The organism is Nitrospirota bacterium (assembly GCA_016195565.1).
Lineage (GTDB): Bacteria > Nitrospirota > Thermodesulfovibrionia > Thermodesulfovibrionales > UBA1546 > UBA1546.
In genome coordinates this window covers 1-25,085 of the sequence record JACPZK010000016.1, presented here as the reverse complement: position 1 = coordinate 25,085, position 25,085 = coordinate 1, and the positions used below count along the sequence as shown (strand labels likewise).

Genomic DNA, 25,085 nt, shown 5'->3' with positions numbered 1-25,085 from the left:
GTTTAATCGAAGAAAGAACCACTGCAATAATTGAAAAAATAAAGCTGAGCAATGTTAATGCAAATTTTTGAAATCTATTTTTCCTTATTTCATTTATCGATATGTGTTGATACTCGTCCAACCCTCTAATTTCTAGCATTTTATCATCACAGAACCAACAGCTATATTTATTAGTGTATAAACATTCCTCATTTCTATAGAAGTAACAGTCTCTATCGAATATCTTTGTCTTCACCTTTTATTTCCTCGTTAAAGATTTTGAGAAAGAATTCTTTATCAACGATATGCTCAAGATTAACATTATCCAATTTTAATTCTTTAATTAATTCTTCGATTTTGCTCCCCAAAAAAGCAAATCTAGAGTAGTTTTTTCTATTAACTTTCCAAGAGCTTACAATCGAATCTTTATTGTGAACAAGCGCATACCTAGTAATATAATTAGTTAGCTTATCGCTATCCATGATATAGCAATTATCTGTCTCTGCACATTTGTTATATTTTAGGCCATATTTATCAATAAAAAAGGTATAGAATCTACTTGTCCTGATAGAAAACTTGTTATGATATTCTGTAGGCATAACATATAGTAAATGTTGTAAAAATTCAATGATGTCAAAGATTATTGGATCATTTTTTATGTTTATGAACTTTGAAAAAACTGACAAATTACTTTTACCAAATTTTTTGATATATTCATCCCATAAGCTGATATGGTATAGATATAATCTTCCTTTTTCTGTTAAATAATATTTTTTTATCAAACTATTATTTAGAATATCACCTATGTCACCAAATTCTTCATCTATTAAATGATAATTTAATAACTGTTCTATCCCATTACGTATATTATCCTTGGAATACCCCAAATCATTGAGAATTTTATAAAAGATGTCATTCGTAATTGCAAATGTATCAATAGTTTCTAAAATATTTTGCAGTAGTGAATTATCTTTTTCACTTTTGGTCGGACCTGCAGATTTGTATTCATGAAGGTTTATCAATTTATATTTGGAGGTCGGCCCAGTAAAAATTTCCATAATTTTTTTGTGGTCAACGATGACCTTTTTTTTGCCATCTCTTTCTGTTCTGAGCAGATCGGGAGTCCCTTGATTTTTTAAAATAAATGGCAAAACTTCAGCGGAAATATCATAGATTTCCCTTATATTCCCGTTTGAAATTTGTCTCATGAAATTTTCTAGTCGATACGAGAGCATATAATCAAATTTTTCAAAGGCAGATAAATCATAAGTATTTATTAATTTCAAGATTGGATTTTTAGGTGTAAATAATTTTTTAAACAAAGATTTTTCTTTGTCTTCCTTCATCAAGCACGCGAGTCTTACAGTAATTATATTCTCAATATTCAATGTGCCCAATTCAATAAAAAAGGCTCTTTTAAAGATTTTTTTAATTCTGGTATCGAACGATGATAGAATTTGATTCTTAAGAAAAGGTCTTACAGCGATTACAACAGATGCTTTAGGGGTAACTATAAAATCTAATAAGGTATTCAATAATTCATACCAATTTTTTTCATAATAATCCATATCATCTATAAATATTATTAATTTTATTTTCAATTCGTGGAAATTAATTTTCTCTAAATGCTGTTTAACTTTTGTTAGATTTGTATTTACATTTGCAATATTGTTTACTATACCGTGCAAGGGATTTTTTATAATTGTATTAAAGTAGTTCACTATGTTGTCTATAAAAGGAATTAATAGTTCTTCAAACTTTAATGTCTGCAAATGTAGATCGATAAAAATCGGATAAAACTTATATTCTTTTTGTAGGTATTCCTCAGTTAAAAGTTTGTAGAGAAAGTTTGATTTTCCTACACCTGCATTCCCACTTATAATTGAGTTATTTCCGAGATGAATTTCGCTACTTAAAAATTGCAAAAAAAGCTTGTATTCAATGTCCCTATCGTAAAATAACTCTTTTAATATATCCTTATCGATTTTGTAGTATATCCACAGGTCTTCAAATAATTTGTCCACTACTAATTTAAATTCTGGTCTTTCATAGTAGGGGACTTCTTTTTTCCTAATGTCATCCATAGGCTTATGTTCCTTTTAGTGGAATTGTAAAAAATAATAAGTTATGAATAGAATAAAGTCAATGTTTATTTTGGTCTTTGGTTCAAAAGTTTTTTTAGGCCCCATACCGGCCAGTAAAAAAACTTTACGCGATTAAACCTCAAAATTCATATCAGGCCGCAAAGAACTAAACTATACTTTCAATTAAACATCCCTGTAAATGTCTTAACTACAAATTAACCTGCCGTTCTGATAAAATAATCAACACTGGGAGCGCATAGGGTTCTGGTGTCCCTCCCGGCCTTCAAAGCCGGTGTTTCCGGCCACAAACCGGAAGGGTGGGTTCGATTCCCACACGCTCCCGCCATTAAACTTCGCCAATGCTTGATTTGTTACTTCTGTCATTCCCGCCACGTCGGGAATCTTTCAGAATGATTCCGGACAAGCCAGAATGACAAATAGGTAATTAATGAATGGAAATACTATGACCCGTCTAAAGATATTTTGAGATAAACCTGTCCAGCCCGTCAGTGTAAACTTTCCCGGATGTCAGAAAGCCTTCATTGTGCCCGCCTGTTATCTGAAGAAACTCTTTGGACTCTGCTGCCTTTTTGAAAAGCGCAGCGCCGTGCTCATAAGGAATCATCTCATCCTGCGGGCTGTGGACAAAAAGTTTAGGCATGTTAATCATGCTCACTTTATCAATGGTTGAATATTGGAAGCGGCTGATTAATCTTATGGGAAGATACGGAAAAAATTTTGCTCCGAGTTCAGGAATAGACTTAAATCCTGATTCAATGATAATGCCTGCTGCTGGGTGCCTGAGCGCAAGCTCTGCTGCAACAGCGCTTCCCAAAGAGCGTCCGAACAATATAACCTTTTCAGAGCGCTCACCTTTCACATTAACAAGATATTCCCATGCTGATTCTGCGTCAAGATATGTCCCCTCTTCTGTCGGTGAGCCTTCACTTCTTCCGTAGCCCCTGTAATCAAATATAAGAACGCTGAGTCCTAAATCATGGAATATGCGGATAGAATCCAGGCGGTGAGAGATATTGCCCGCATTCCCGTGGCAGAAAAGCACAACCCCGCGCTCATCCCTTGCAGGCACATACCATGCCGAGAGATTAACGCTGTCTTTTGTCCTCAGAGTAATCTCTTCATATTTCAAACCTATGTCCGCAGGCGTTCCCTCTATATCTTTTGTGGGGTAATAGACCATACTGTCCTGTCGCAGATAAACAAACCCGGCAAGGAGCAGATAGCCAAGAGCCAGCCCGATGAAAATTGTGTAAATCATTCTTCTTGTCTTTATTGCCATAATTCAATAACTGACATCTACTGCATCACTTCTACGGAATATTATATAATATTAACAGCCGAAGTGGCGGAACTGGCAGACGCGCTAGGTTCAGGGTCTAGTGGTCGAAAGGCTGTGCGGGTTCAAATCCCGCCTTCGGCACCATTCATTCTACACTTCTCACAAGCAAAACAGGATATAGTATTTGAGCGGTTTTATTTTGCCGATATTCCTACAGTAAATTGCTGAATAATCATGAGGCAAAATACCTCGGAGGGCGATAGCCCGAGAATGAGCGAAGATATTATATCCTGCTTTGCTTGAATACACAGGATTTTCCTTCTGCTATACTTTATTCATGAAGAATCAGGAAATAGCCGATATCTTCAATGAGATTGCCGGCCTGCTTGAGATAAAAGGCGAAAACCCGTTCCGCATCAGGGCATACCAGAGGGCTGCGCTGAACATTGAAGGCCATGCAAAAAACATCGCAGGCCTGAGCAGGGAAGAACTCCTTGAAATACCGGGCATAGGAAAAGACCTCGCTGACAAGATTGAGGAATACTTAAAAACAGGAAAAGTCGCAAGTTACGAAGACCTGAAAAAAGAGGTTCCTGAAGGCCTTTCTGAGCTCCTTTCTGTGCCAAGCCTCGGCCCAAAAACAGCAAAGCTCCTTCACGAAAAACTGAAAATAAAAAACATTGACGAGCTTGAGAAACTCGCCGGAGAGCATAAACTTGCCGGTCTTCCGGGAATAAAAGAAAAGACAGAGGAAAATATAATCAGAGGAATTGAGATGCTCAGGAGAAGCAAAGAAAGACAGCCGCTGGGCAGGGTGCTACCAATTGCCTCTGTTATTGTGGAATACCTTAAAAAAAATGCGCCCGTTAAAAAAATAAGCGTTGCAGGAAGCCTGCGGAGAATGAAAGACACTGTAAGGGATATTGATATTTTGATAACCTCATCCAATCCGCATGATGTCATGAAAACATTTCTACACCTTCCTGACGTAAAAGAAGTGCTGATGCATGGCCCGACAAAGTCAAGCATTATGACGGGAGAGGGAATTCAGGTTGACCTGAGAGTGGTTGAAGACGAATCTTTCGGAGCAGCGCTCGCCTATTTTACCGGCAGCAAAGAGCATAACATACGTTTAAGGGAGATGGCTGTAAAGAAAGGGCTTAAGATAAATGAATACGGCATATTCAGGGAAAAGGACAACAAAAAACTCGGAGGCAAAAACGAAGAAGACATCTACAACATGCTCGGGCTTCAATACGTCCCGCCTGAACTGAGGGAAGACAGGGGAGAGATTGAGGCTGCCATGAACAATGCCCTTCCAAGACTAATTGAACTGAAAGACATAAGAGGGGATCTTCATGTGCACAGCGAATGGAGTGACGGAAGTCACACATTTGAAGAACTTGCCGGTGCGGCAAAAGAAAGGGGATATGAGTATATAGCGATTACAGACCATTCAAAAGGGCTCGGCATTGCAAGGGGGCTGAATGAGGAAAGGCTGATGGAAGAGAAAAAAACAATAGACGCTTTGAATAAAAAACTCAGCGGTTTTAAACTCCTGATAGGGATTGAGTTTGATATAAGAAGCGACGGCAGGATGGATTTTTCTGATGAAGTCCTTGCAAAAATGGATATCGTCATTGCATCAATACATTCGGGATTCAGGCAGAGCAAGGAACAGCTTACAAAAAGGCTTGTCTCAGCAATGAAGAACCCCTATGTATCTGTGATTGCGCATCCGACAGGAAGGCTTATTGGAGAAAGAGACCCCTATGAGGTAGATATGGACTATATTCTTAAAATTGCAAAAGAGACAGGAACCGCTCTTGAGATAAATGCGTATCCCTTAAGGCTTGACCTCAATGATATCTATGCAAAAAAGGCAAAGGAACTCGGGATTAAACTTGTCATAAACACAGACGCACACCTCACAAGCCAGTTTGACTACATGCACTACGGCGTATCAATAGCACGAAGGGGGTGGCTTGAGAAAAAAGATGTTCTGAATACGCTGGGTTATGACAGCCTTATTAGGGTTCTCAGGGAAAAGAGAGGATAAGGGCAAAATGATTTACCAAAAGGGTATCTTCCCCCTTACATGTCATTATTATAGCTAAATATACCTTAAATTCTATATCCTGATTTGGGATATTCCATTTTAGGATTGTTGACGCGGTTTACTTTGCACATTAACACAATTCGCCCTGCTTATAATTTTCTTTATAGTAATAGCTTCGATTTTTTGGGGAATATCTGATTTCAGAGAAGTATTTTTTAAGCCCTACCGCACCATATATGGAATCAGAGATAAGACCGTTTTAATTCAGTCTGTTCTTGACGGGCGGCGCAACGGCGAAGACCTTTTACAGCAGCGGCTTCTGGGAACTCAATGAACAAACCTTTGCCAAAAAGAAAGGACAAAAAGGAGCCGGGACATTATCTGTGGGCAGAGGGCATGAGATTGAGAATTAGGCTCAGAGATTTAACCCTTCTGTCTTTGTCACGAGCCAGTTGAGCCGTTCTTTTTCAAGGTAGAGTTTCATTCGCACCGGATTTTTGATGTCACCAATATAATAACCCGTATCATTTCCGATTGTTGCAATCACCCGCAGGTCAAAAAAAGCTGATGCTGACTTATCCTTCACCTCTATCTTGAGATTTTCATATTCAACCTTTATCCCTGACATTCTCTTGAACTGCTCATCAAACACCCTCTTTAAAAGAATATATGTGAAACCGTGATTGTCCTGATAATTGAACGAGACCTTTGCCATGACATTGTCAATCTCTTCTTTCTCAACTGCTGCTGCGCCTTCTTTGATGAGTTTCTTAATCCGGCTTTCGTCAGACGGCCAGAGGAAATAGATAAGCGCCGGAGAAATGATTAGGATAAAAAGGACTAAGACAGACTTTTTGCTCATGGTTTTCCCTGTTTGTCATTCCCCGATTTAATCGGGGAATCCAGAAAAAAGACTGGATTCCGCATCAAGTGCGGAATGACAGAAAAAAGATAGCCCTGCAGCAAGTCCATAAGGAATTTCATACTAACCCTCATTGGTTATATTATATTTCACATCCACTTTAATATCTTTCCTCAGCGAATGATAAACAGAGCAGTATTTCTCCTGCGAGAGGGCAATTGCCCTCTCTATTTTCTTAGGCGTAATGTTTTTACCGGAAATATTTATGTTCATCTCCATTGTCTTATAATACTGGGGAGGCGTAAGATTTCTCTCGCCGGAATAATCTATCCTGAACTTTGTTATCTCTGCCTTCATCTTTCTGAGGAACGAAACTACATCTATTGCAAGACATCCTGCAACGCTCATTAACAGGGTTTCTGTGGGTGAGCATCCCCACTGGAATTCAGCATCGTAATCAACTTCTTCACCCCGCTGTGTTCTGCCATGAAAGATTAATTCCTTTTCCCATGTTAAAGCGCCCTTGTTTACAGGCGGTATCTTCTCCTTATATCCTGATAGGTCTATCGCCTCTTTTTCCTCTCCCATCTATTCCTCCATAAATTTTATGTCACAGCGATTATTGCATCCCTGATTACTTTAAGCATCTGCTTCAGATTTTCCATGCTGATGCTCAAAGGCGGCATTATCACAACAACATTCCCGAGAGGCCTTAGGAAAACGCCGTTGTCCCTTGCATGATATGCAGCCTTCCATCCCATCTTCTCTCCCCATGCGTAAGGCTCTTTTGTATTTTTATCTCTTACGAGTTCAACTCCTGCCATAAGCCCTTTGTTCCTTGCGTCTCCTACCTGGGAGAGTTCCGATATTTCCTTAAGCCATCTTTCAAGTATTTCTATCTTTGGCTTGAGATTCTTAAGTGTTTCTTCCTTTTCAAATATATCAAGGCAGGCAAGAGCTGCTGCGCACGCCAATGGATTGCCTGTGTACGAATGCCCGTGAAAGAAGGTTTTCAATTCTTTGAATTCACCAAGAAATGCATTGTAGATCTCATCAGTTGCGATTGTCACTGCCAACGGCAGATAACCTCCTGTAATTCCTTTTGACAGGCACATTATATCCGGCATCACATCTTCGTGCTCACATGCAAACATTCTGCCTGTTCTTCCAAATCCAGTTGCAACCTCATCAGCAATCATCAGCACATTATATCTCGTGCATAAATCGCGTACGCCTTTAAGATAACCCTGCGGAGACACAATCATCCCCCCTGCCGCCTGAACCGAGGGCTCGATGATAACTGCCGCAATCTCGGGAGAATGCGCTTTGAGAATCTCCTCCATTTTTTCAAGACAGGCTGTTTTGCAGTCAGGATACGTGAGTCCTGATCCGCACCTGTAACAATATGGCGAAGGCGCATTATACGTTTTGAATAAAAGCGGCTTAAATGTTTTATGAAAAATATCAATGCCTCCAACGCTAACAGCTCCGAGCGTATCCCCGTGATATGCATTTTTCAGTGAGAGAAAACCATGCTTTCCAGCCAGTCCTTTGTGCAGCCAATACTGAAATGCCATCTTGAGCGCAACCTCAACAGAAGTTGAGCCGTTGTCAGAATAGAAAACCTTGGTTAGGGACGAGGGACAAGGGACAAGGGACGAGTTCACAAGTTGCACAAGCTTTTCTGCTAATTTAATCGCCGGCACATTGCTTGAGCCGAGAAGAGTTGAGTGAGAGATTTTATCTATTTGCTCTTTGATTGCATCATCAATTTCTTTTTTCCTGTGTCCGTGGATATTTACCCACATTGATGATACAGCGTCTAGATACCACCTGCCGTAGATGTCTTTTATAAAACAATCCCTTCCCTCAGAAATAATGACAGGTTTTTCATCAAGCCAGTCCTTCATCTGCGTAAAGGGATGCCAGAGATATTTCTTGTCTGATTCTTCGAGATGTCTGTTTTCACCGGGAATTTTCATAGCCCTATGATAACAGATTAAATTGAGGCGGCGTTAGTCCTTCTTTTTATCGTCAAATACTGTCATGTGTCTTATAATCTTACCCTCAACAAGATAAACAACCATCTCCGCTATGTTTGTTGCGTGATCAGCAATCCTTTCTATGTACTTTGATACATACGTTATCTTCACGGCCCTGGAAACGGTCTTGGGATCCTGTATCATAAAAAATAAAAGTTCATTAAATACCTGCCAGTTGAGATTATCAACCATATCATCTCTTGTCAGCACATCCCTTGCCAGCGCAGAATCCCTTTTTACGAATGCATCAAGGGCATCTCTTACCATGCCCTGAGCTATCTCAGCCATGCGCGGGATATCAATATAGGGTTTTAACTGAGGCTCTTCATTTAACTCCAATGCGCGTTCCGAGGTATCAACAGCGAGGTCTCCGATTCTCTCAAGGTCGGTCGTAATCTTCATCGCAGTAGTTATAAGCCGCAGGTCGCCTGCGCGGGGCTGCCTGAGAGCAATCAACCTTATGCATTCCTCATCTATTTCAACATCAAGCGCATTTACCTGCAGGTCTTTGTCTATGACATCAGCCGCAAGTTTTGAATCCCTCTCGACAAGCGATTTTATTGAGTCGCTTATCGCCTTTTCTACAAGAGAGCCGAGTTTTAATACTCTTCCCTTTAAATCCGTCAGTTCTTTTTCAAATACAGTTGCCATGAAACCTCCTTACAGGACTAATAAATTACACTTTTGTCATTCCGAGCGTAGCGACGGAATCTCGATTGAGATTGCTTCGTCACTATCGTTCCTCGCAATGACAAACTGCCAGGAACAGTTCATTATCCGAACCTTCCTGTAATATATTCCTCTGTAAGCTTATTTGAAGGAGCAGTAAATATCTTGTCTGTCCTGTCAAACTCTATTATCTCTCCAAGATACATGAACGCCGTATAATCTGAGACCCTTGCCGCCTGCTGCATATTATGAGTTACTATTATTATGGTCACCTCATCCTTAAGCTGTATTATAAGCTCTTCTATCTTTGAAGTGGCAGTGGGGTCAAGCGCGGATGTAGGCTCGTCAAAAAGAAGAATCCTCGGATCAGTTGCAAGCGCCCTTGCTATGCAGAGCCTCTGCTGCTGCCCGCCCGAAAGGTCAAACGCAAGGTTATTGAGCCTGTCCTTTACCTCGTCCCAGAGCGCAGCGCCTCTCAGTGACTTTTCCACTTTCTCATCCAGCACCGCTCTCTTGCTGGCTCCTCTTACTCTCAGCCCATAGGCGACATTTTCATATATTGATTTGGGGAACGGGTTAGGTTTCTGAAAGACCATGCTTATCTGCATCCTTATCTCAATAGGGTCTATCTCAGGAGAAATGATATTGATATTGTCAGGATAGAGCGTAATCTCGCCCTCATACCTGTTATGCGGATAGAGGTCGTGCATGCGGTTAAAACATCTGAGGAACGTGGTCTTTCCGCAGCCTGAAGGCCCGATAAGTGCGCTTACTTTTCTGCGCTCTATCGGCAGGTTAATATCCTTCAGGGCTTGGACACTGCCGTAGTAGAAATTAAGTTTTTTGACCTCTGCTTTTAGTTCTTTTACCATTTTATCTTCCTTCTGAACCTGTATCTTATATAAATTGCAAGCCCGTTCATGAGCAATGTCATTATCATCAATACTATTCCTGCAGCCGCTGCATTTAACTGGAAATCATGCTGCGGCCTTGATACCCAGTTAAACATCTGTATCGGCATGACGGTGAAGGGGTCCAACAGCCATTTGAATGATATGAAAGGAAATTCCGAAGAAAACGGCGACGTAGGAAGAAAGGCAATGAATGTGAGAGCGCCTACTGTTATTATCGGAGCAGTTTCGCCTATCGCCCTGGAAAGCCCAATTATAATACCGGTCAGGATTCCGCCTGTTGAATATGGAATTATATGGGACTGAACGGTCTGCCATTTAGTGGCGCCGAGTGCGTAAGATGCCTCTCTTATTGAGTTAGGGATTGCCCTTATGGCTTCCCTTGTCGCCATTATTACCATTGGAAGAATCAAAAGAGCAAGCGCAAGCCCTCCTGTAAGAGTGCTTTCGCCGAATTTAAAGAAATAAACAAACAACCCCAGCGCGAGAAGTCCATAAACTATTGAAGGCACCCCTGCGAGATTTGCGATATTGATTTCGATAATATCCGTAAGCCAGTTTTTCCCTGCATACTCCTCGAGATAAATTCCTGCAGCTACCCCAAGGGGGATTGCAGCGGATGCTGTAACAAGCAGCAGCAGAAAGCTTCCCACCCATGCAGAGAGTATCCCTGCCTCAGCTGGGAACCTTGAAGGAAATGAGGTGAAAAATCTATAGCTCAGACGGGGGAATCCGTCTATCATCAAGTCTGCCATGAGCGTAAAAAGAAGGACGAGTCCTACAAAGGTGGACAGAAGCCCCACTATCATAAACATCCCATTCCAGAATTTTATAAATGCTATCCGTTTTTTAATATCTTCCATAAGTAAATTTATAAATAAAATTTGAATTTTTCATTTTTAGTAAACTTCCCGTATCCTTTTCCTGAACCAGAAGCCTATTATGTTAAAGACAAGTGTTATCAAAAAAAGCGTTATGCCGACAGCGAATATGGTTTTATATTCGATAGTGCCATGCGGAACATCCCCAAGGCTTACCGCAACAATGTAAGCAGTCAGGGTCTGGACAGGCTCCAGAGGGTTTGCTGTGAGGTTAGGCATACCTCCGGCTGCTATTGCAACAACCATTGTTTCACCGATAGCCCTTGAGATTCCGATGATAAATGCAGCAGCTATACCTGAGAATGCTGACGGTATTACAACCTTAAATGCGGTCTGAAGTTTCGTTGCGCCCATCGCATAAGAACCTTCTCTGATGTGCATCGGGACTGCCCTCATTGCGTCTTCGCTGACAGAACTTACGTACGGGATTATCATTATCCCCATGATTATTCCTGGACTCAACGCATTGAATCCTGAAAGGTCAGGGATAAATTTCTGAAGTATCGGGGTTAAAAACAGCAAGGCAAAATAGCCGTACACTACTGTAGGCACTGCGGCCAGAAGCTCAAGAATCGGTTTTATGACCTCTTTTAACCTGTGCGGCGCATATTCGCTCAAATAGACAGCAACAGTCAATCCTAATGGCAGCGCAACTATGAGCGCTATGGATGTAGTTAAAAGCGTTCCTGAAATCAACGGAAGGATGCCGAACTTCGGCTCTGCAAACAATGGAGTCCACTCTTTTCCGGTAAGAAATTCTATCAATGGAACTTCTTTAAAAAATCCGAATGACTCGTAAGACAGAACAGCTACAATGCTGATAGTGATGAATACAGACGAGAGGGCGCTTAGAAACAGAGTTGTTTCTATTATTCCTTCTTTTATTCTTTTCCCTAAAGCTTTCTTCATAGTCCCTATTACCTATATATCAATTCGAGCAGTTAAAAGCAATACATAGATATTTTCCATATTTAATGTTACAACTGTGTTACAGAAATGTTACAGAAATGTTAAAAAGCCTAATTTATGGCATAAAAAAGGCGTGGTTTGTTTGCCACGCCTTTTCCTCTTAAAGTATTCTATTTCTTTGTCTCTTCCAGCTTAAGTAATTCCTCGATCTTCATCCCTACCTTCTCCTCGCCGCCGAACATGCTCCCTGTCTTCAGTTTGGTAAAGCGCTCTGTGGCAAGCTTGTAGGCATTGGCCGGAAGAGGCACGTACCCTACCTGCTTCGTGAGCTTCGGTGCGTTCTTGATGTAGTAATCGACGAACTCCTTCACCTCCGGTTTATCGACCGATTTTTTGTTTACATAGATGAAGAGAGGCCTCGAGAGGGGCGCGTAGGTGCCGTCCATGACGGTCTGAAGCGATGGAAGGACTGCCTTGCTGGTCGCGGGGTTGATAATCGGCACGACCTTAAGCTTGTTCTTGTTTTCCTCGTAGTAGGCAAGACCAAAATATCCGAGGGCATTCTTGTCGCCAGCTATTCCCTGCACGAGCACGTTATCGTCTTCGCTCGCCGTGAAGTCCCCGCGGGATGACTTGGATTTCCCGACAATCGCCTCTGTGAAATAATCGAATGTGCCTGAGTCAGCGCCTGGGCCAAATAAATTTAACTGTGCATCAGGCCATTCAGCGCTTACCTGATTCCATTTTTTGATTTTACTCTGTGCAGCAGGTTCCCACATCTTCTTGAGGTCCGCAACTGTGAAAGATTTTACCCATGTGTTTTTAGGATTAACTATCACTGCAAGCCCATCATAGGCAACAGGAAGCTCAACATATTCGATTCCCTGCTGCTTGCATACATCTATTTCCTTCTTGAGTATCGGCCTTGATGCGTCTGATATATCTGTTTCTCCCCTGCAGAACTTCTTAAAACCGCCTCCTGTTCCTGAAATGCCGACTGTAACCTTAACAGCGCCTTTCTTTGCTTTCTGGAACTCTTCTGCAACCGCCTCTGTTATCGGATAGACCGTGCTTGAACCGTCGATCTTGATAATTTTGTCATCTGCGCCTGCGACAACTACATTAACCGTTGCCATAATTATTATGGCAATCATACTCAGAACAAACTTTTTAAACATCTTTCATCCTCCTTTTATTTTCAGAATACTTTCTTCTTGCAAATCCTTAGCTCACTCTTTCACTGATTTTACCTCTTATTATCCGGTTTATCACCTGCCTTCCCTTTGCTGCCAAAGATCTTCTCTATAAGTTGAAATACAAAAAGGTTAGGTCTACTCTCCATAAGCAAAATTACAACTCCTACAGCAAGTATTAGACTTAATAAAACAATCAACATTAATAAAGTCTAACAATTCAATGTTACAGCAATATTACGGGGATGTTACTTTTTCAAGAAGGTTATTGCCTAAGCTGAAACAGGCTGTTGTACTCTTTATTTTGATTATCCCCCGGTAAACAGAATGGGCACTTCCTATGGCCTTTGGTATTGCAGTATTCTTCAAGCTCAAACAGACTCGGGACATATGGTTTATCTAATGCCCTGCATGTCGGGATAACCCATTTCTGTAAATGTGGACAAATTAGTTTGCTTTTGGGTTGCATCATTTAGCCTTCCATTATGTCCATGCAATTTTTCTATACTCTATTGTCGGACCCTGATAGTTTGCGAAGTACTCTGCAATATAAAGCTTGCAGTATTCGTAAGTTCTCCCAAAACACTTACCTTTCTCCGCACACTCGATATGCTCGGGGTTTAACCCAACAATCTCACATATACAGTTTCTTATCTTGGGGCACATGTATTACCTCCCCCTTAAAACCTTCGCCAGAAAGATTGGACAGTTATCATGATTCTCATTGTTGCAGTAAACGAGCCTCTCCACAATCCCTAATCTCATTGATGAGATGGATGCCATGCATACAGCCCTTTCGCTGTTGCAATGCGGGCAGGTCATCTCTTTTTCCTCGTGGATTCCGGATATGTCGGCAAATGCATTCATAAAGCCTCCTTTCAAGTTAAGTTCTTCTTTTATCTTCTTTCATGCTGCGGCCTTCAATGAATTCTCTAAGTCCAGTATTCGTTCAACCATGTAGAGCTTGCATATCTCATACTCATCGCTCTTATAGCAGGAGTTTCTGTCTGCACCACATTTAATAACATGGTCGGGCTCGAGATTTACTACCTCGCACTCGCCGTTTTTAAATTTAGGACACATGATTCTCACCTCTCTTTCTTTTAAGGTTTATCAAATTTATATTTATAGCATAGTAGAAAAATGTTACAGGGTTATTAAACCGCCGTTAATTTTTCTTTTTGTCCGTTTTGGCTCAGGTAATACGCAACCTTTTTCTTCAGCTCAAAGATATCACCCTTACAGATATAACCTTTAACTCCATGCTCTGATACAGCCTTCCTAATGCTGTCCTCATCATTGGATGAATAAAAAACAATGGGCACATCCTTGGTCTTGTGCTTCGAAAGGAGCAATCCAGAAAGCCTGTCGCCAGAGAGGGCAGGCATATTGATATCAAGTAAGACCATGTCTGGCTGGATAGATCCAATGAGATTAGTAGCTCCAAAGGCATTTTGGTGGGTTATCACCTCGTATCCTTCTTCCTCAAGAATTTCCCTTGTTGTAATGAGATGTTTTACGTCATCATCGATAATCAATATCTTCTTTTTCATTTATGATTCCTCCTTCTCAAGATTGTTTAAAGGTAAATAAACCTCAAATGTAGTCCCCTTTCCATATACGCTTGCAACCGAGATACCGCCCCCTAACATATTCAATAGGTTCTTAGTTATGGTCAATCCAAGTCCTGTCCCCTCATGCCTCTTGGTCTTCGCATCCTCCAATTGACTGAATGCCGAAAAGAGCTTGTCCATATCCTCTTCCTTTATACCGATTCCTGTATCACTCACAGTTATCTTTATTCCGTCAGCCTCCATCTGCAGTGTGAGAGCTATCCTCCCTTTCTCCGTAAATTTCGATGCATTGCTCAGAAGGTTGGTCAATATCTGTCTGATCTTGAGCGGATCGGATACGATATACAAAGGGTCCACGTGAGTGATCACATCCACATCAACAGGTTTGTTGGCGAGCAAGATGCGGGTTGTTTCCGCGGATTCCCTCAGGATAGCCGGTATGTCACAGCGCTCCTTGATGACCTCCATCTTTCCGGCCTTGATTTTCGAAAGATCGAGGATGTTTGTGATAATTGCTCTGAGGTTTGTCGCACTTGACATAAGCAGGGAAAGCCTGTCCTTAAGCTGGTCAACATAGCCCTTTTCTGAGGATATCTTCATGAGTTCTGCAAGCCCTATTATGGCGTTTACCGGAGAGCGAAGCTCATGCGTTACATTTGCGATGAACTGTGATTTTATACGTTCGATCTTCTCAATCTCTTTCACCTTGGCACCCGCAATCTCTCTCTGTACAATACTGTTCGCAAGTGCATTACTTTGCTGTATTACCATCTGTTTAACGGATAAAAGCCCTTTATAACAATCTGTGTCGTCTATCACAATGATCTCATCGTATATATCCTCAACAGGCCTGTCCAGAGCTTTATCTAATGCAACATCAAGTCTCTCATCTTTATGCATTATGAGCGGTCTTGTATCGGCTATCGTTATGATTGGTTTTCTTCCATAAAGTTCGAAACCGAATCTCTTGAAGAGAGTAAAAAGGAGTTTCGGCCTCGTAACAAGCCCGATAGTCTCCCTGCCATCAACTATAGCTATCGCATCGAGAGAAGTTATGCTGAAGAATTTTTCTGCAACGCGGCTTACAGGGATTTGCGGCTGAATAGATTCATTTGATGCGATCAGGGCTCCCACAGTTCTGTATTCTACTTCGGAAGTCTCCATGCTTATCCCCTCCTTTCAGGTTAAAGTTCTTCGTTTATCTTCTTCAATTCTGTTGTTTGTTATAGCGTACCGCAGAGATGTTACAGCAGTATGACCGAATTGTTAAATCTAAGTGAAAAATGTCATTTCCAGTACATACCGATTACCAAAATCCCGATTAGCAGGGCAATGGTAAGCATAATGTCCTCAATCTTTTCTGAAACTTCTTTATTCATGGTTTGTTACCTCCTTTGTTTTACTTGGTGAATACACGATAGCCAGTGTTCTTACGACACCGATTACAAGAAGCAGTATGGCAAGGGAACCTATTTCAACAGCATTCATTTTGTGCTGATAAATACCGACCATGACCTCCCTCAAAATGAAGACCAAAGCGGCATCTGTGATAAATGTTATCCGCAGTCTATGTATCTCGAAATATTCGATGATGCTCCTTAGAAGCTCTACAACGATAAACATGGACAGTATATTCGTTATCATGATGTCGAACCCTGCCGCTATTGTCGGGCTTTTAAAAACCACTCTCAAATCGAGAAATATCCTTGCAATACCAATCATAAGGGCAAGTATTACAAGGGGTATCATCAGCTTGATGATTATGTCCACAATCTTTTTGAACAATCGCATGTGTGATTATAAGCTCCGGATGTTATTGGTTTATTAAACAGAAGTTAAAATAACTCGTTTCTCTTTTTGAATCTTATTCATAAGCAACTCCCCCGGCGTTATGCTGATGTTATGATTATGATAATGAATGAAGGTTACAGCATTATTTCAATTGCATGAAATTTTCAGTTTACTTTCGCACTACTGTTTGAGGTTTCTCTTTCCCGCATTTTCTGTATATTTCATCCCATCCCCTGCATTGTGTATTTCCGGAATCACAACCACGCAGGAATTCAAGATAAAAAGAGGGATACTCGGGTAAAGCGGCGCTGCTGAGAAGATTTATTGCCGGGCGTCGTAACCATTTTTGGAAGAGATTCCTCAGTTTGCGACTCCATATCCCGCCTCTGTAAGGTCCGTCATGCACAATTTTACAATGCTCCATCAGTGTCGTGATCAGGTTACTGATGAAGATGTATATAAAGTTGTGTCATACGAGGCCTGCTTTTGAGGCCTTGCCAATATCTCCACTTCCTTAATTGCGATTTCTTCTTCGTAATCACAAAGGATGTTAGGGCACTCAAGATGGGTCCCTTTGTTTAACATCTCTCTTCCGCAGGCTATACATTTCATATTCCCCCCTTATGCTTAATGAAATGCCGCAGGTTTATAAAAAAATCAGGCTCGGGTTTCCCCAAATCATGCGAGCCTTGCCTTAATAGCGTCTGCAACCCTGTATCTCCAAGCCCATATATTGCTTTCAGGCATGGGAGATAGGACGGAATTCCTGCCGATTATGTATCTGCTTCCCCTCCAGACAACTGTATTGCTCAGAATCGGGACAAACCATATAAACCCGATTATAATGTCTTTAATGGGCGATAGTAAGTAGTGAATGGGTGAGTGGGTGAATGGGTGAATGGGTGATTCTCCGCTTCTCCGATTTTCTGTGTCATATATCAGGGTGCCAAGATAAGAATCACCAAGGACTTTGAGGAAACTCACAAGGAGAGCAAATGATATGGTTATTTTTGATGGCTCCCACAGCAATACCGGTAAAGAGGCCATGAATACCGGATTTCCGATGAGTTCGGAGAGATATTTTATTCCTCCAAGCCTCCATCTGAGTTTCCCCCATCTTGTATGCCTGTTAATGAATCTTCTGATCCCCCAGTATTCATTGACATTATTAACTGCATAATTCGAAAGCACAACTTTCTTCCCGATTCCATGCATCCTTTTGCCTATGACATAATCCTCTGCAAGGACATCTTTTACAGCCTTAAATCCACTGATGACTTCAAGGTCTCTTTTCCTCATAAGCATGGATTTTCCAATTACGCACGGCATCTTCAGAAATTTGTCGAGGAAGCATACGCTTCCTGCTATGAAGGAGTTTAGATGCAGATTTTCCAGTATTGATCCGATGGTGCGGCCTCCTATTCCTCTTATCATGTTGCTTACAAGGCCTACATCCGGGTCTTGCATGTGTTTAGTGATAGCCTTCAGGTAATTATTACCAACCATCACATTGCTGTCGCTTATGAGGATTAATTCGTATTTTGATGCCTTATATGCCGGGATGAGATTATTGACCTTCGGGTTTAATCCCAGATCGCATCTTTCTACTATGACGGAAATATCTTTTTCAGGATATTTATCCCTTATTTTTCTTACTACTTTAAAAGCAGGGTCATTGTGGTCTTGAAGCGAAAATATAATTTCGTATTCTGGATAATCCTGTGCGCAGAAGCTTGCAAGATTATCGAACAGATTGTCATCAAGGCCCTTTAGGGGCTTGAGGATCGAGACAGGAGGAAACTGAAATTGAGAAGATGAGAAGTTAAAAAGTTGAGAGGTTGAAGCATTCCCATCTTCTGAACCTCTTACCTTCTTATCTTCTTTTAGCGTTGAGCGCACTGCCCATATTTGCAATCCATAACATATAAGTCCAAAAATTGTTATGCCGGCAAAAACATAGAATATTTCCATTACGAATTCCTCCTTTTACGCAATCTTTCTGTCATTCCCGTGAAAACGGGAATCCAGTAGTTTTTCTCTGGATTCCTGCTTTTGCAGGAATGACTTATAAAGGTATTTCTCATCTTTCTAATTCCTGAATAATGTTATAGCTACTCCTTTGTTATGCCTTATGCATTGTTTTACCGACCCCGTATTTTTTTCGCAGTTCAGGAGAGTCTTCCACGAATACAGGTGTCGCGTCCTATGAAAATCACTGCTGGCAATATAGGGATATTTCTTGAGGCTTATGACGTTGAACACGTCATCCCTGTTGGCTATTTCCCACGCATCTATGTATTTGGCGTATTTGTCCCTGTTGTTCCAGAGAAAAAGGGTGTCCCTGCCGAATTCCGAAAGGTAATGTGGATGGCAGGCTACTATCAGTGTGTCCTGCTGTTTTGCCTCAAGGAATATCTTTTCATAGTTCAGGCAGGCAGGGATAAACTCTTTTATGTCGATGATAAGGATATGGGCTGATTTTTCAGGAGTAATGTAGTTTTTGCTGATTTCCACGCCAGGGACTACAAGCATTTCATACTTGCTCCATGCCCTTTCTGCCTCGTATTTTACATTGGCTATGTATTCGTCAAAATTTTCTGCTGTAACAGATAATCTAAAACGATGGGCGAGCTTTCCGATGGGATTGTCCCCGTTAACCACATGGTCTGTTATGGAGATGACATCGAACCCGGCCTGCCCATAGAGGTCGACAACCCTTCCCAACTCCACCGATCCGTCAGAGTATTTTGTGTGGATATGGAAATCACACAGTAACATTACTATTAAGTATAGGTTTTTGTAGTTACAGGAGTATTAAGGGAAGGTTAAAATCAGGTTAAAAACTTCTGCTTTTTATCAGATATGAATAATAAGCAGCTGCATTGGTCGGTTTACGTTCCAGAGTATTAAAATCAACTTTGTAAAGTCCAAAACGTGCATCAAGGCCCTGAAGCCATTCGTAATTGTCTATAAGCGACCAGTAGAAGTATCCCCTCACGTCGATACCGTCCTTAATGCACTTTTCGAGCACGTCTACATGGCGTTTCATGAATTTTATCTTCCTCTGGCAGTCCCTGGTCGCAATGCCGTTCTCTGTTATTATTAAGGGAACATTGAGTTTTGACGCATACCTCAAAACCTTTTCAAGACCGCGGGGATGTACCTCCCATCCCATATCCGTAAGTCCATAGCCGTCAATATCCCTGTGCCTCATTTCGACCCCCATCTTTTTGAAAGGATTGAACCTCATGTGAATCCTTGTGTAATAATTCACACCGAAGAAATCCAGCTTGCCCTTTATGGGAACAGGAATTTCCACTGCTTTCTTAAATGGAAGTTTTACACTGAGAGTGCCGGTGATAAATGCATCTAAAAGGGAGTGATTATAAAAGTGCTTTGCAATCATGGAGAGAAGCTTGTCCAGAGGATTCCACCTGTTCCACGGCGCAAGTGCAGCCATATTATGTGCGATGCTTACCATTGAATCAGGTATTTTGGAATGAATAAGGTCATATACCTTCCCATGGCAGGCCAGAATATTTTTTAATGCCTTCACCCCTAACGGGACATTCCTGAGCCCTGGCGGCGTACATCCCTCAAAGTAACCGGCGAGAATAAGCACATATGGTTCATTAAAGGTTATCCAATACCGCACTCCCTTTAACCTTGAGACTATCTTTTCTGAGAAGGCCAGAAACTTCTCAATGGATACATCCTCATGCCACGGATATTTTTTTATGAACCAGAGCGGATGGGTAAAGTGGTGAAGGGTAACCATCGGCTCGATATTATCGCTCCTGAGTATGTCGATGACCTCCTGATAATGCGCAATAGCCTCATCATCCCAGATATTTTCCTTCGGCTGTATCCTGCTCCATTCAACAGAAAACCTATAGGCATTCACGCCAATATCTTTTAATAAGGCCAGGTCCTTTTTATAGAGGTTGTAATGGTCTGTGACATCAGGCTTTTCACTAAGTATTTCATCCCACGATGCCCAGTCTGCGTACGGAGAGCCTTCAAGCTGGAAGGCCGACGTTGCAACACCCCATAGAAAACTCATTCCATAAGCCTTCTGTCCCTCACGATGGATGAACCCTTACCTGAGGCAGACTGCACCTTTGCAGCCTTCTTTACCTCTGTTGCTATTGATGCAAGCTGGGCAAAAGATTTGATTTTATGGACTTCTGCGCTGACGATTCCTATGGAGATAGAAAGCAGGTTGAATGTCTCTTTCTCATCTCTTCTGTTCTTTGAGATATAATAACCTTTGCCGTGATCCTCTGTATCATGCAGTACAGGAAGCGTGGACTCAAAGCTGGAGATTATCTTTTCGCATACAGGGAGGGATATCTGAGGAGGCATGATAACTATAAAGTCATCTCCTCCTATATGCCCTGCGAAGCTGGAGTCGAAGTCCTCGGGTTTTAGCGAGTCTTCAATTATACATGATAGCGTTTTTATGACCGTATCTCCCTTTTCAAAACCGTAGTGGTCGTTATACGGCTTGAAATTGTTGATGTCTATGTAGCAGACATCAAAGTGCATATTCTGGGAAATCCTTTTGTTTATTTCTCGCTGTATCGATTCATTCCCGGGGAGGCCGGAGAGGGGGTTTGCATTCCTTGCAAGGATAAGGCTTCTTTCTGTTATTGCATTGAGGAGGATATGGACTGCCACCATGCCGTGGTATTTGCCGTTTTTTGTTATGCATATATCATCATAAAGGAATTCTGACTTTCTTGATTGTATTCTCTGTGCCACGTCTTCCAGTGTAGTATTCGCGTCTACTATCATGGAAGGCTGTTCCATGAGGTCGTGTATGCGTTTTGTGGCATTCAGATGCATGGCAAAACCGTAGTTGCCGAGGATACTGTTCTCCAAAAACCTGTTTCTGTGAAGTATACCGACTATTCTCGAATCGTCAACAACAGGTATTACCCTGATTGCAGGGTCTTCAACAAACCTGTTGAATGCAGACCAGATATCTCCCGATGGATGGATGGGCGTTATGTTATGTGCAATGTCTCCGATGAAACACAACTCGTCGTTTTGCATACAGCAGCTTGCGCTTTTATTGTGCAGCATGGAAATTTGCGCCCTATCACCATTGAGAACAGGGGAGGGTTTGTGAAGGTAGTACCCCTGGAGCAGAGCAATCCCCATGTTCATTACGGTCTTGAGTTCTTCTTCCTGTTCTATGCCTTCGGCTATGACCTTTATGCCGAGCCTGTGGCATGCTGAAGCCATGGAATCCACAAGATTGAACTTTACAGTGGCTTTGTCTATGTTTGATATAAAATAGCGGTCTATCTTGACAAAATCAGGCTCTATCATAGAGAGCATTTTCAGTCCTCCGTATCCTGCGCCAAAATCGTCTATGGCTATTTTATAGCCCCTCTTCTTGTAATATGCAACGGCCTCCTTGAATAAATTGTAGTTGTGTATAGCGCTCTCTTCGGTTATTTCAAGGATAATTTTCTCCTTTGATATACCCCATTTCTCTGCGAGCTCGTCGGTTATCCCGACGCTGTGGGCAGGGTCCATTAATGACTCGGGACATACGTTTATGAACAGGTATGCATTGTTATGATTTATGCCGAGAGAGGACGACAGCCTTATTCCATTTTCCCTGCACCAGACATCGAGGGAGGAGATAGTGTTCGTCAATATCGCTTTTTTGAACAAATCTCCAATGTTGATAGCGCCTTTATCGCCCTTTATCCGCGTCAATGCTTCATAACCGTAAACAGCTCCGTCCTTTGCGGAGAAGACAGGCTGGAAGTGGGTGGTGAGCAAATTGCCGTCAAGGAGTTCGAGTATTGCATCCCCGCCTATTTCGTTCAGACTGTTTTTCTTTTCAGAGACACAGTTTTCATCGTCTATGGTTATTTCCCATTTTGATCTTACAGTCATACTATACCGCCGGTAAGGCTATACCGCTGTGCAGCTTGCTAATAAAAGGCCGCTGCCTTCAAATGCTGATTCTCTCCTTAATAGTACAGGGCATCCCTTATTCTGTTCGCCTTTGCAGAAATTGTTTAGCTCAGTGATGTTGGGATTATAAGGCCTGTCGTTTACTGCGCATGACTCAATGCGCCATACTGTCTCAGGCATGCTGAACTGCTGCAGGTGTTTGCATATCATGTTACCCTCCTTCGGAACGTTTTACAGTAATTCTAAGGGATTGATGTTACATGGATATGACAGAGGAATGACATTTTCAAGAAATGGCCGCCTTCGAGAGACCATCCCTGATTCTTTTGATTCTTTTGCAGGTCAATGCGAAAAGTATTTTACTTGTATGCGAACAGGTTAAAAGAAGTGTTAATTACGGCATAAAATGCTCACTATCGTCCCCTTGCCCTGAGCGCTTTCTATTTTCATTTCCCAGCCGTGCGCCTTTACAAGATGCTTCACGATCGCAAGTCCCAATCCGGTTCCGCCGAGTTCTCTTGAGCGGGAGCTGTCAACTCTATAAAACCTTTCACCAAGACGCGGCAGATGCTTCTGCGGAATGCCTATGCCGGTATCCTCCACGCTGATTTCTAAGAAATCAGCGAGTTTTGAGTTTCGAGTTAAGAGTTCAGCGTCTTTTTCCCCACTTTTAACTTTCAACTTTGAACTCCTAATTTTCACAGTTATGCCCCCTGTTTCCGTAAACTTTATCCCGTTATCCACAAGATTAAGGAGTATCTGGACCAGACGATTTCTGTCCGCTTTTATCTCGCCAAGATTTTCAGGTATCTCCTTTCTCAGATAAATGCCATTTATCCGGGCCTTGTTCCGCAATGTAGTAAAGACTGTATCAATAACATCGTCAAGACTGACTGCTGTTTTTTCTATCTTTATATCACCGAGTTCTATCCTTGAAAGCGTAAGCAGGTCTTCAACAAGTGAATTCAGGCGTTCGCTGTGATTTTTAATTGTCTGTAAAAACCTCAAGGCGTTCTCCTTATCATCAATTGCGCCTCCAAGCAATGTCTCGGCAAATCCCTTTATTGCCGTAATGGGAGTTTTTATTTCATGGGATACATTTGCCACAAAATCCTTTCTCATATCCTCAAGCTGCCTGAGCCTTGTAATATCATGAAATGACAGCATGACCCCTGACACATTCTCGCTCTGGGGAGGATAATAAAACGGCGCTGCTGTTGCCATGAGATAAAGTTCTTTTGGATATTCAATCTCAATCTCCTGTACAACAGATTCTTCTTTATCCGTAACCTCTTTCATGATATCGGTTAACCCGACATTTCTTATTACCTCCAGCAGCGGCCTGCCCTCTATATCGCGCTCAACCCCGAAAACTTTTTTTGCAGCAGGATTGCAGATCAAGACCTTGCCCTTGACGTCCAAAAGCACAAAGCCGTCATGCATATTCTTTAAAAGTTCCTCCATCCTGTGCCTGTCCTCATTGCTCCGCTCAAGCCGCATCTTGAACTCATGCGCCATGGTATTTATATTTTTTGCAAGCTCTCCGATTCCTCCCTTTTCCTTAAGAAACAATCTTGTCTTGAAATTTCCTGCTGTAACTTCCCTTGAGAAAGCTGCAATCTCTTCAATTGACTTGGTAATTTTATTAGTTTGCAAAAGACCTGTCAGAATAGCTGCAAGCAGCGCAATAACAGATGCTATAGCTATGCGCATCCGCAGGGAAGAGATTGCTTTTTCCATGTCATGCAGCGGAACCGCAAGCCTTAAAAATATTTTTTCATCCAATAAAACGGCAAAATAGAAAGAATCTTTCTGCACTGTCGTGCTGAACCGCATGGAACTGCCGGTAATATTAATTGAAGCCTCTTTAATCTCAGGCCTCTCAAGATGGTTATCCATCTTTTCGGACAACTCATCAGAATCGCCGATTACTCTGCCGCTGCTTTCAATAACCGTTATCCTTGCGCCTGTTTTTTCCTTATACCGCCTGCAGAAATCATCCAGACTGCCCTTGGAATGCCGTGGTATCTCATCGGCAATTAAACCTGCCTGAATTCCCAGAGTTTCTTTCAGCTTTGAAATATGATTATCCTTAATAACTTGCGAGAGGTATATTTCAAGAGGGATAAAAAGCAGAGGGACTATAATAATGTATGAAAAAAGAATTCTTCTAAAAAGGACACGTTTCATTACTTGCCGTCAAAAAAATAACCAGCGCCGCGCATGGTCTTGATGTAGCTGGGACTTGAAGGATTTTCCTCTATCTGAGCGCGCAGCCTTCTTATATGCACATCTACTGTTCTCGGCTCAACGAATGCCTCATCACTCCATACTGCATTTAGAAGTTGTTCGCGGTTAAAAACCCTTCCCTTTCTCTCAACGAGATAAAGAAGAAGCCTGAATTCTGTAGCGCTCAGCTTAATGGGGATGCCTTTGCGGGTTACAGCATACGCATCTTTGTCTATAACAAGGCCTCCTTCCTTTATTATGCGACCTGATGCAGGCCTTTCTTTTGCCCTCCTGAGGACAGCATTAACCCTTGCAACAAGCTCTCTCGGACTGAACGGCTTTGTAATATAATCATCCGCTCCCATCTCAAGCCCCAGGACTCTATCCACCTCTTCTCCTTTGGCTGTAAGCATAATAACAGGCAGTGACGCCATTTGAATATCATTTCTTATTATCCTGCATAGTTCAACGCCCTGAAGTCCGGGAAGCATGAGGTCAAGGATTACAAGGTCATAATTGCCTTTCTTTATCTTTGCGAGGGCTGTTTCGCCATCCGGAGCTGAATCTGTGACAAAACCTTCTTTTTTGAGATTATATGCTATAAGCTCAACAATATCTTTTTCATCATCAACAATTAAAATTTTCTTTGCCATACTGATAGAATG

General features: G+C 41.8%; 24 protein-coding genes and 2 tRNA genes. 3 read left to right on the top strand and 23 right to left on the bottom strand.

From position 1 onward, the window contains the following. Window positions 1-212 precede the first annotated feature (212 nt). Entirely contained in the window at window positions 213-2,063 is a 1,851-nt protein-coding gene (locus HY035_05495) for a hypothetical protein (GenBank protein ID MBI3377841.1), read from the bottom strand. Window positions 2,064-2,311: 248 nt separating this feature from the next. Here HY035_05495 and HY035_05490 point away from each other — a divergent pair. Next, window positions 2,312-2,409 (top strand) — tRNA-Sec (locus HY035_05490). Between the two features lie 126 nt (window positions 2,410-2,535). On the opposite strand, the gene HY035_05485 is transcribed toward HY035_05490, so the two are convergent. Then, window positions 2,536-3,342: an alpha/beta hydrolase gene (locus tag HY035_05485; GenBank protein ID MBI3377840.1), complete on the bottom strand. Its 807-nt coding sequence runs from the start codon at window positions 3,340-3,342 to the stop codon at window positions 2,536-2,538. Window positions 3,343-3,420: 78 nt separating this feature from the next. Here HY035_05485 and HY035_05480 point away from each other — a divergent pair. Together HY035_05480 and polX are read left to right on the top strand one after the other, a co-directional pair. Next, window positions 3,421-3,507, top strand: a tRNA-Leu gene (locus HY035_05480). A gap of 193 nt (window positions 3,508-3,700) precedes the next feature. Next, window positions 3,701-5,422, top strand: a complete 1,722-nt coding sequence (gene polX / locus HY035_05475) for a DNA polymerase/3'-5' exonuclease PolX (GenBank protein ID MBI3377839.1) — start codon at window positions 3,701-3,703, stop codon at window positions 5,420-5,422. A 415-nt stretch (window positions 5,423-5,837) separates the two neighbouring features. On the opposite strand, the gene HY035_05470 is transcribed toward polX, so the two are convergent. The 21 genes from HY035_05470 to HY035_05370 all read right to left on the bottom strand — a co-directional run bounded on the left by HY035_05470 (window position 5,838) and on the right by HY035_05370 (window position 25,073). Continuing rightward, the gene (locus HY035_05470; protein MBI3377838.1) at window positions 5,838-6,284 is read right to left on the bottom strand and encodes a hypothetical protein; all 447 of its coding nucleotides are present in this window, start codon (window positions 6,282-6,284) and stop codon (window positions 5,838-5,840) included. Window positions 6,285-6,407: 123 nt separating this feature from the next. Further along, window positions 6,408-6,872, bottom strand: coding sequence for an OsmC family protein (locus HY035_05465; GenBank protein MBI3377837.1), 465 nt, complete (start codon window positions 6,870-6,872; stop codon window positions 6,408-6,410). Between the two features lie 17 nt (window positions 6,873-6,889). Beyond that, window positions 6,890-8,260, bottom strand: a complete 1,371-nt coding sequence (gene bioA, locus HY035_05460) for an adenosylmethionine--8-amino-7-oxononanoate transaminase (GenBank protein MBI3377836.1) — start codon at window positions 8,258-8,260, stop codon at window positions 6,890-6,892. A 39-nt stretch (window positions 8,261-8,299) separates the two neighbouring features. Next, window positions 8,300-8,977, bottom strand: a complete 678-nt coding sequence (phoU, locus tag HY035_05455) for a phosphate signaling complex protein PhoU (GenBank protein ID MBI3377835.1) — start codon at window positions 8,975-8,977, stop codon at window positions 8,300-8,302. Window positions 8,978-9,099: 122 nt separating this feature from the next. After that, on the bottom strand, window positions 9,100-9,867 hold the full coding sequence (gene pstB, locus HY035_05450) for a phosphate ABC transporter ATP-binding protein (protein MBI3377834.1): 768 nt from the start codon (window positions 9,865-9,867) through the stop codon (window positions 9,100-9,102). Next, window positions 9,861-10,769 carry a phosphate ABC transporter permease PstA gene (gene pstA, locus HY035_05445; protein MBI3377833.1) on the bottom strand — a complete coding sequence of 303 codons (909 nt, stop codon included), beginning with the start codon at window positions 10,767-10,769 and terminating at the stop codon, window positions 9,861-9,863. Before pstA ends, pstB begins: the two co-directional genes overlap by 7 nt. A 36-nt stretch (window positions 10,770-10,805) precedes the next feature. Beyond that, on the bottom strand, window positions 10,806-11,696 hold the full coding sequence (pstC, locus tag HY035_05440) for a phosphate ABC transporter permease subunit PstC (protein MBI3377832.1): 891 nt from the start codon (window positions 11,694-11,696) through the stop codon (window positions 10,806-10,808). A 170-nt stretch (window positions 11,697-11,866) separates the two neighbouring features. Next, window positions 11,867-12,874: a PstS family phosphate ABC transporter substrate-binding protein gene (locus HY035_05435; protein ID MBI3377831.1), complete on the bottom strand. Its 1,008-nt coding sequence runs from the start codon at window positions 12,872-12,874 to the stop codon at window positions 11,867-11,869. A gap of 684 nt (window positions 12,875-13,558) precedes the next feature. Further along, window positions 13,559-13,756, bottom strand: a complete 198-nt coding sequence (locus HY035_05430) for a hypothetical protein (protein ID MBI3377830.1) — start codon at window positions 13,754-13,756, stop codon at window positions 13,559-13,561. Window positions 13,757-13,795: 39 nt separating this feature from the next. After that, window positions 13,796-13,972, bottom strand: coding sequence for a hypothetical protein (locus HY035_05425; GenBank protein ID MBI3377829.1), 177 nt, complete (start codon window positions 13,970-13,972; stop codon window positions 13,796-13,798). A 74-nt stretch (window positions 13,973-14,046) separates the two neighbouring features. Beyond that, window positions 14,047-14,442 (bottom strand): response regulator, encoded by a 396-nt coding sequence (locus tag HY035_05420; protein ID MBI3377828.1) that lies wholly within the window; start codon window positions 14,440-14,442, stop codon window positions 14,047-14,049. After that, a complete protein-coding gene (locus HY035_05415; protein ID MBI3377827.1) occupies window positions 14,443-15,627 on the bottom strand; it encodes a sensor histidine kinase in 1,185 nt (394 codons plus the stop codon). A gap of 207 nt (window positions 15,628-15,834) precedes the next feature. Next, window positions 15,835-16,254, bottom strand: a complete 420-nt coding sequence (locus HY035_05410) for a phosphate-starvation-inducible PsiE family protein (GenBank protein MBI3377826.1) — start codon at window positions 16,252-16,254, stop codon at window positions 15,835-15,837. A gap of 435 nt (window positions 16,255-16,689) precedes the next feature. Beyond that, window positions 16,690-16,866, bottom strand: coding sequence for a hypothetical protein (locus HY035_05405; protein MBI3377825.1), 177 nt, complete (start codon window positions 16,864-16,866; stop codon window positions 16,690-16,692). 66 nt (window positions 16,867-16,932) lie between these two features. Next, window positions 16,933-18,225, bottom strand: coding sequence for a glycosyltransferase (locus HY035_05400; GenBank protein MBI3377824.1), 1,293 nt, complete (start codon window positions 18,223-18,225; stop codon window positions 16,933-16,935). Between the two features lie 117 nt (window positions 18,226-18,342). Further along, window positions 18,343-19,038 (bottom strand): phosphotransferase, encoded by a 696-nt coding sequence (locus HY035_05395; GenBank protein ID MBI3377823.1) that lies wholly within the window; start codon window positions 19,036-19,038, stop codon window positions 18,343-18,345. 52 nt (window positions 19,039-19,090) lie between these two features. Then, window positions 19,091-20,317 (bottom strand): glycoside hydrolase family 1 protein, encoded by a 1,227-nt coding sequence (locus tag HY035_05390; GenBank protein MBI3377822.1) that lies wholly within the window; start codon window positions 20,315-20,317, stop codon window positions 19,091-19,093. Beyond that, on the bottom strand, window positions 20,314-22,170 hold the full coding sequence (locus HY035_05385; GenBank protein ID MBI3377821.1) for an EAL and GGDEF domain-containing protein: 1,857 nt from the start codon (window positions 22,168-22,170) through the stop codon (window positions 20,314-20,316). Before HY035_05385 ends, HY035_05390 begins: the two co-directional genes overlap by 4 nt. 18 nt (window positions 22,171-22,188) lie before the next feature. Continuing rightward, window positions 22,189-22,401: a hypothetical protein gene (locus HY035_05380; protein MBI3377820.1), complete on the bottom strand. Its 213-nt coding sequence runs from the start codon at window positions 22,399-22,401 to the stop codon at window positions 22,189-22,191. 180 nt (window positions 22,402-22,581) lie between these two features. Beyond that, entirely contained in the window at window positions 22,582-24,381 is a 1,800-nt protein-coding gene (locus tag HY035_05375) for a PAS domain-containing protein (protein MBI3377819.1), read from the bottom strand. Next, window positions 24,381-25,073: a response regulator gene (locus HY035_05370; protein MBI3377818.1), complete on the bottom strand. Its 693-nt coding sequence runs from the start codon at window positions 25,071-25,073 to the stop codon at window positions 24,381-24,383. Before HY035_05370 ends, HY035_05375 begins: the two co-directional genes overlap by 1 nt. Window positions 25,074-25,085: the final 12 nt, after the last annotated feature.

Bases quoted from the DNA above. Each gene is read 5' to 3' on its own strand.
- HY035_05380 (MBI3377820.1), bottom strand. From the start codon at position 22,401: ATGATATGCAAACACCTGCAGCAGTTCAGCATGCCTGAGACAGTATGG.
- HY035_05400 (MBI3377824.1), bottom strand. From the start codon at position 18,225: ATGGAAATATTCTATGTTTTTGCCGGCATAACAATTTTTGGACTTATA.
- HY035_05370 (MBI3377818.1), bottom strand. From the start codon at position 25,073: ATGGCAAAGAAAATTTTAATTGTTGATGATGAAAAAGATATTGTTGAG.
- HY035_05405 (MBI3377825.1), bottom strand. From the start codon at position 16,866: ATGAAATGTATAGCCTGCGGAAGAGAGATGTTAAACAAAGGGACCCAT.
- HY035_05465 (MBI3377837.1), bottom strand. From the start codon at position 6,872: ATGGGAGAGGAAAAAGAGGCGATAGACCTATCAGGATATAAGGAGAAG.
- polX (MBI3377839.1), top strand. From the start codon at position 3,701: ATGAAGAATCAGGAAATAGCCGATATCTTCAATGAGATTGCCGGCCTG.
- HY035_05375 (MBI3377819.1), bottom strand. From the start codon at position 24,381: ATGAAACGTGTCCTTTTTAGAAGAATTCTTTTTTCATACATTATTATA.
- HY035_05385 (MBI3377821.1), bottom strand. From the start codon at position 22,170: ATGACTGTAAGATCAAAATGGGAAATAACCATAGACGATGAAAACTGT.
- pstB (MBI3377834.1), bottom strand. From the start codon at position 9,867: ATGGTAAAAGAACTAAAAGCAGAGGTCAAAAAACTTAATTTCTACTAC.
- HY035_05415 (MBI3377827.1), bottom strand. From the start codon at position 15,627: ATGGAGACTTCCGAAGTAGAATACAGAACTGTGGGAGCCCTGATCGCA.
- phoU (MBI3377835.1), bottom strand. From the start codon at position 8,977: ATGGCAACTGTATTTGAAAAAGAACTGACGGATTTAAAGGGAAGAGTA.
- HY035_05425 (MBI3377829.1), bottom strand. From the start codon at position 13,972: ATGTGTCCTAAATTTAAAAACGGCGAGTGCGAGGTAGTAAATCTCGAG.
- pstC (MBI3377832.1), bottom strand. From the start codon at position 11,696: ATGAAGAAAGCTTTAGGGAAAAGAATAAAAGAAGGAATAATAGAAACA.
- HY035_05485 (MBI3377840.1), bottom strand. From the start codon at position 3,342: ATGATTTACACAATTTTCATCGGGCTGGCTCTTGGCTATCTGCTCCTT.
- HY035_05410 (MBI3377826.1), bottom strand. From the start codon at position 16,254: ATGCGATTGTTCAAAAAGATTGTGGACATAATCATCAAGCTGATGATA.
- HY035_05495 (MBI3377841.1), bottom strand. From the start codon at position 2,063: ATGGATGACATTAGGAAAAAAGAAGTCCCCTACTATGAAAGACCAGAA.
- HY035_05430 (MBI3377830.1), bottom strand. From the start codon at position 13,756: ATGAATGCATTTGCCGACATATCCGGAATCCACGAGGAAAAAGAGATG.
- pstA (MBI3377833.1), bottom strand. From the start codon at position 10,769: ATGGAAGATATTAAAAAACGGATAGCATTTATAAAATTCTGGAATGGG.
- HY035_05420 (MBI3377828.1), bottom strand. From the start codon at position 14,442: ATGAAAAAGAAGATATTGATTATCGATGATGACGTAAAACATCTCATT.
- HY035_05390 (MBI3377822.1), bottom strand. From the start codon at position 20,317: ATGAGTTTTCTATGGGGTGTTGCAACGTCGGCCTTCCAGCTTGAAGGC.
- HY035_05435 (MBI3377831.1), bottom strand. From the start codon at position 12,874: ATGTTTAAAAAGTTTGTTCTGAGTATGATTGCCATAATAATTATGGCA.
- HY035_05470 (MBI3377838.1), bottom strand. From the start codon at position 6,284: ATGAGCAAAAAGTCTGTCTTAGTCCTTTTTATCCTAATCATTTCTCCG.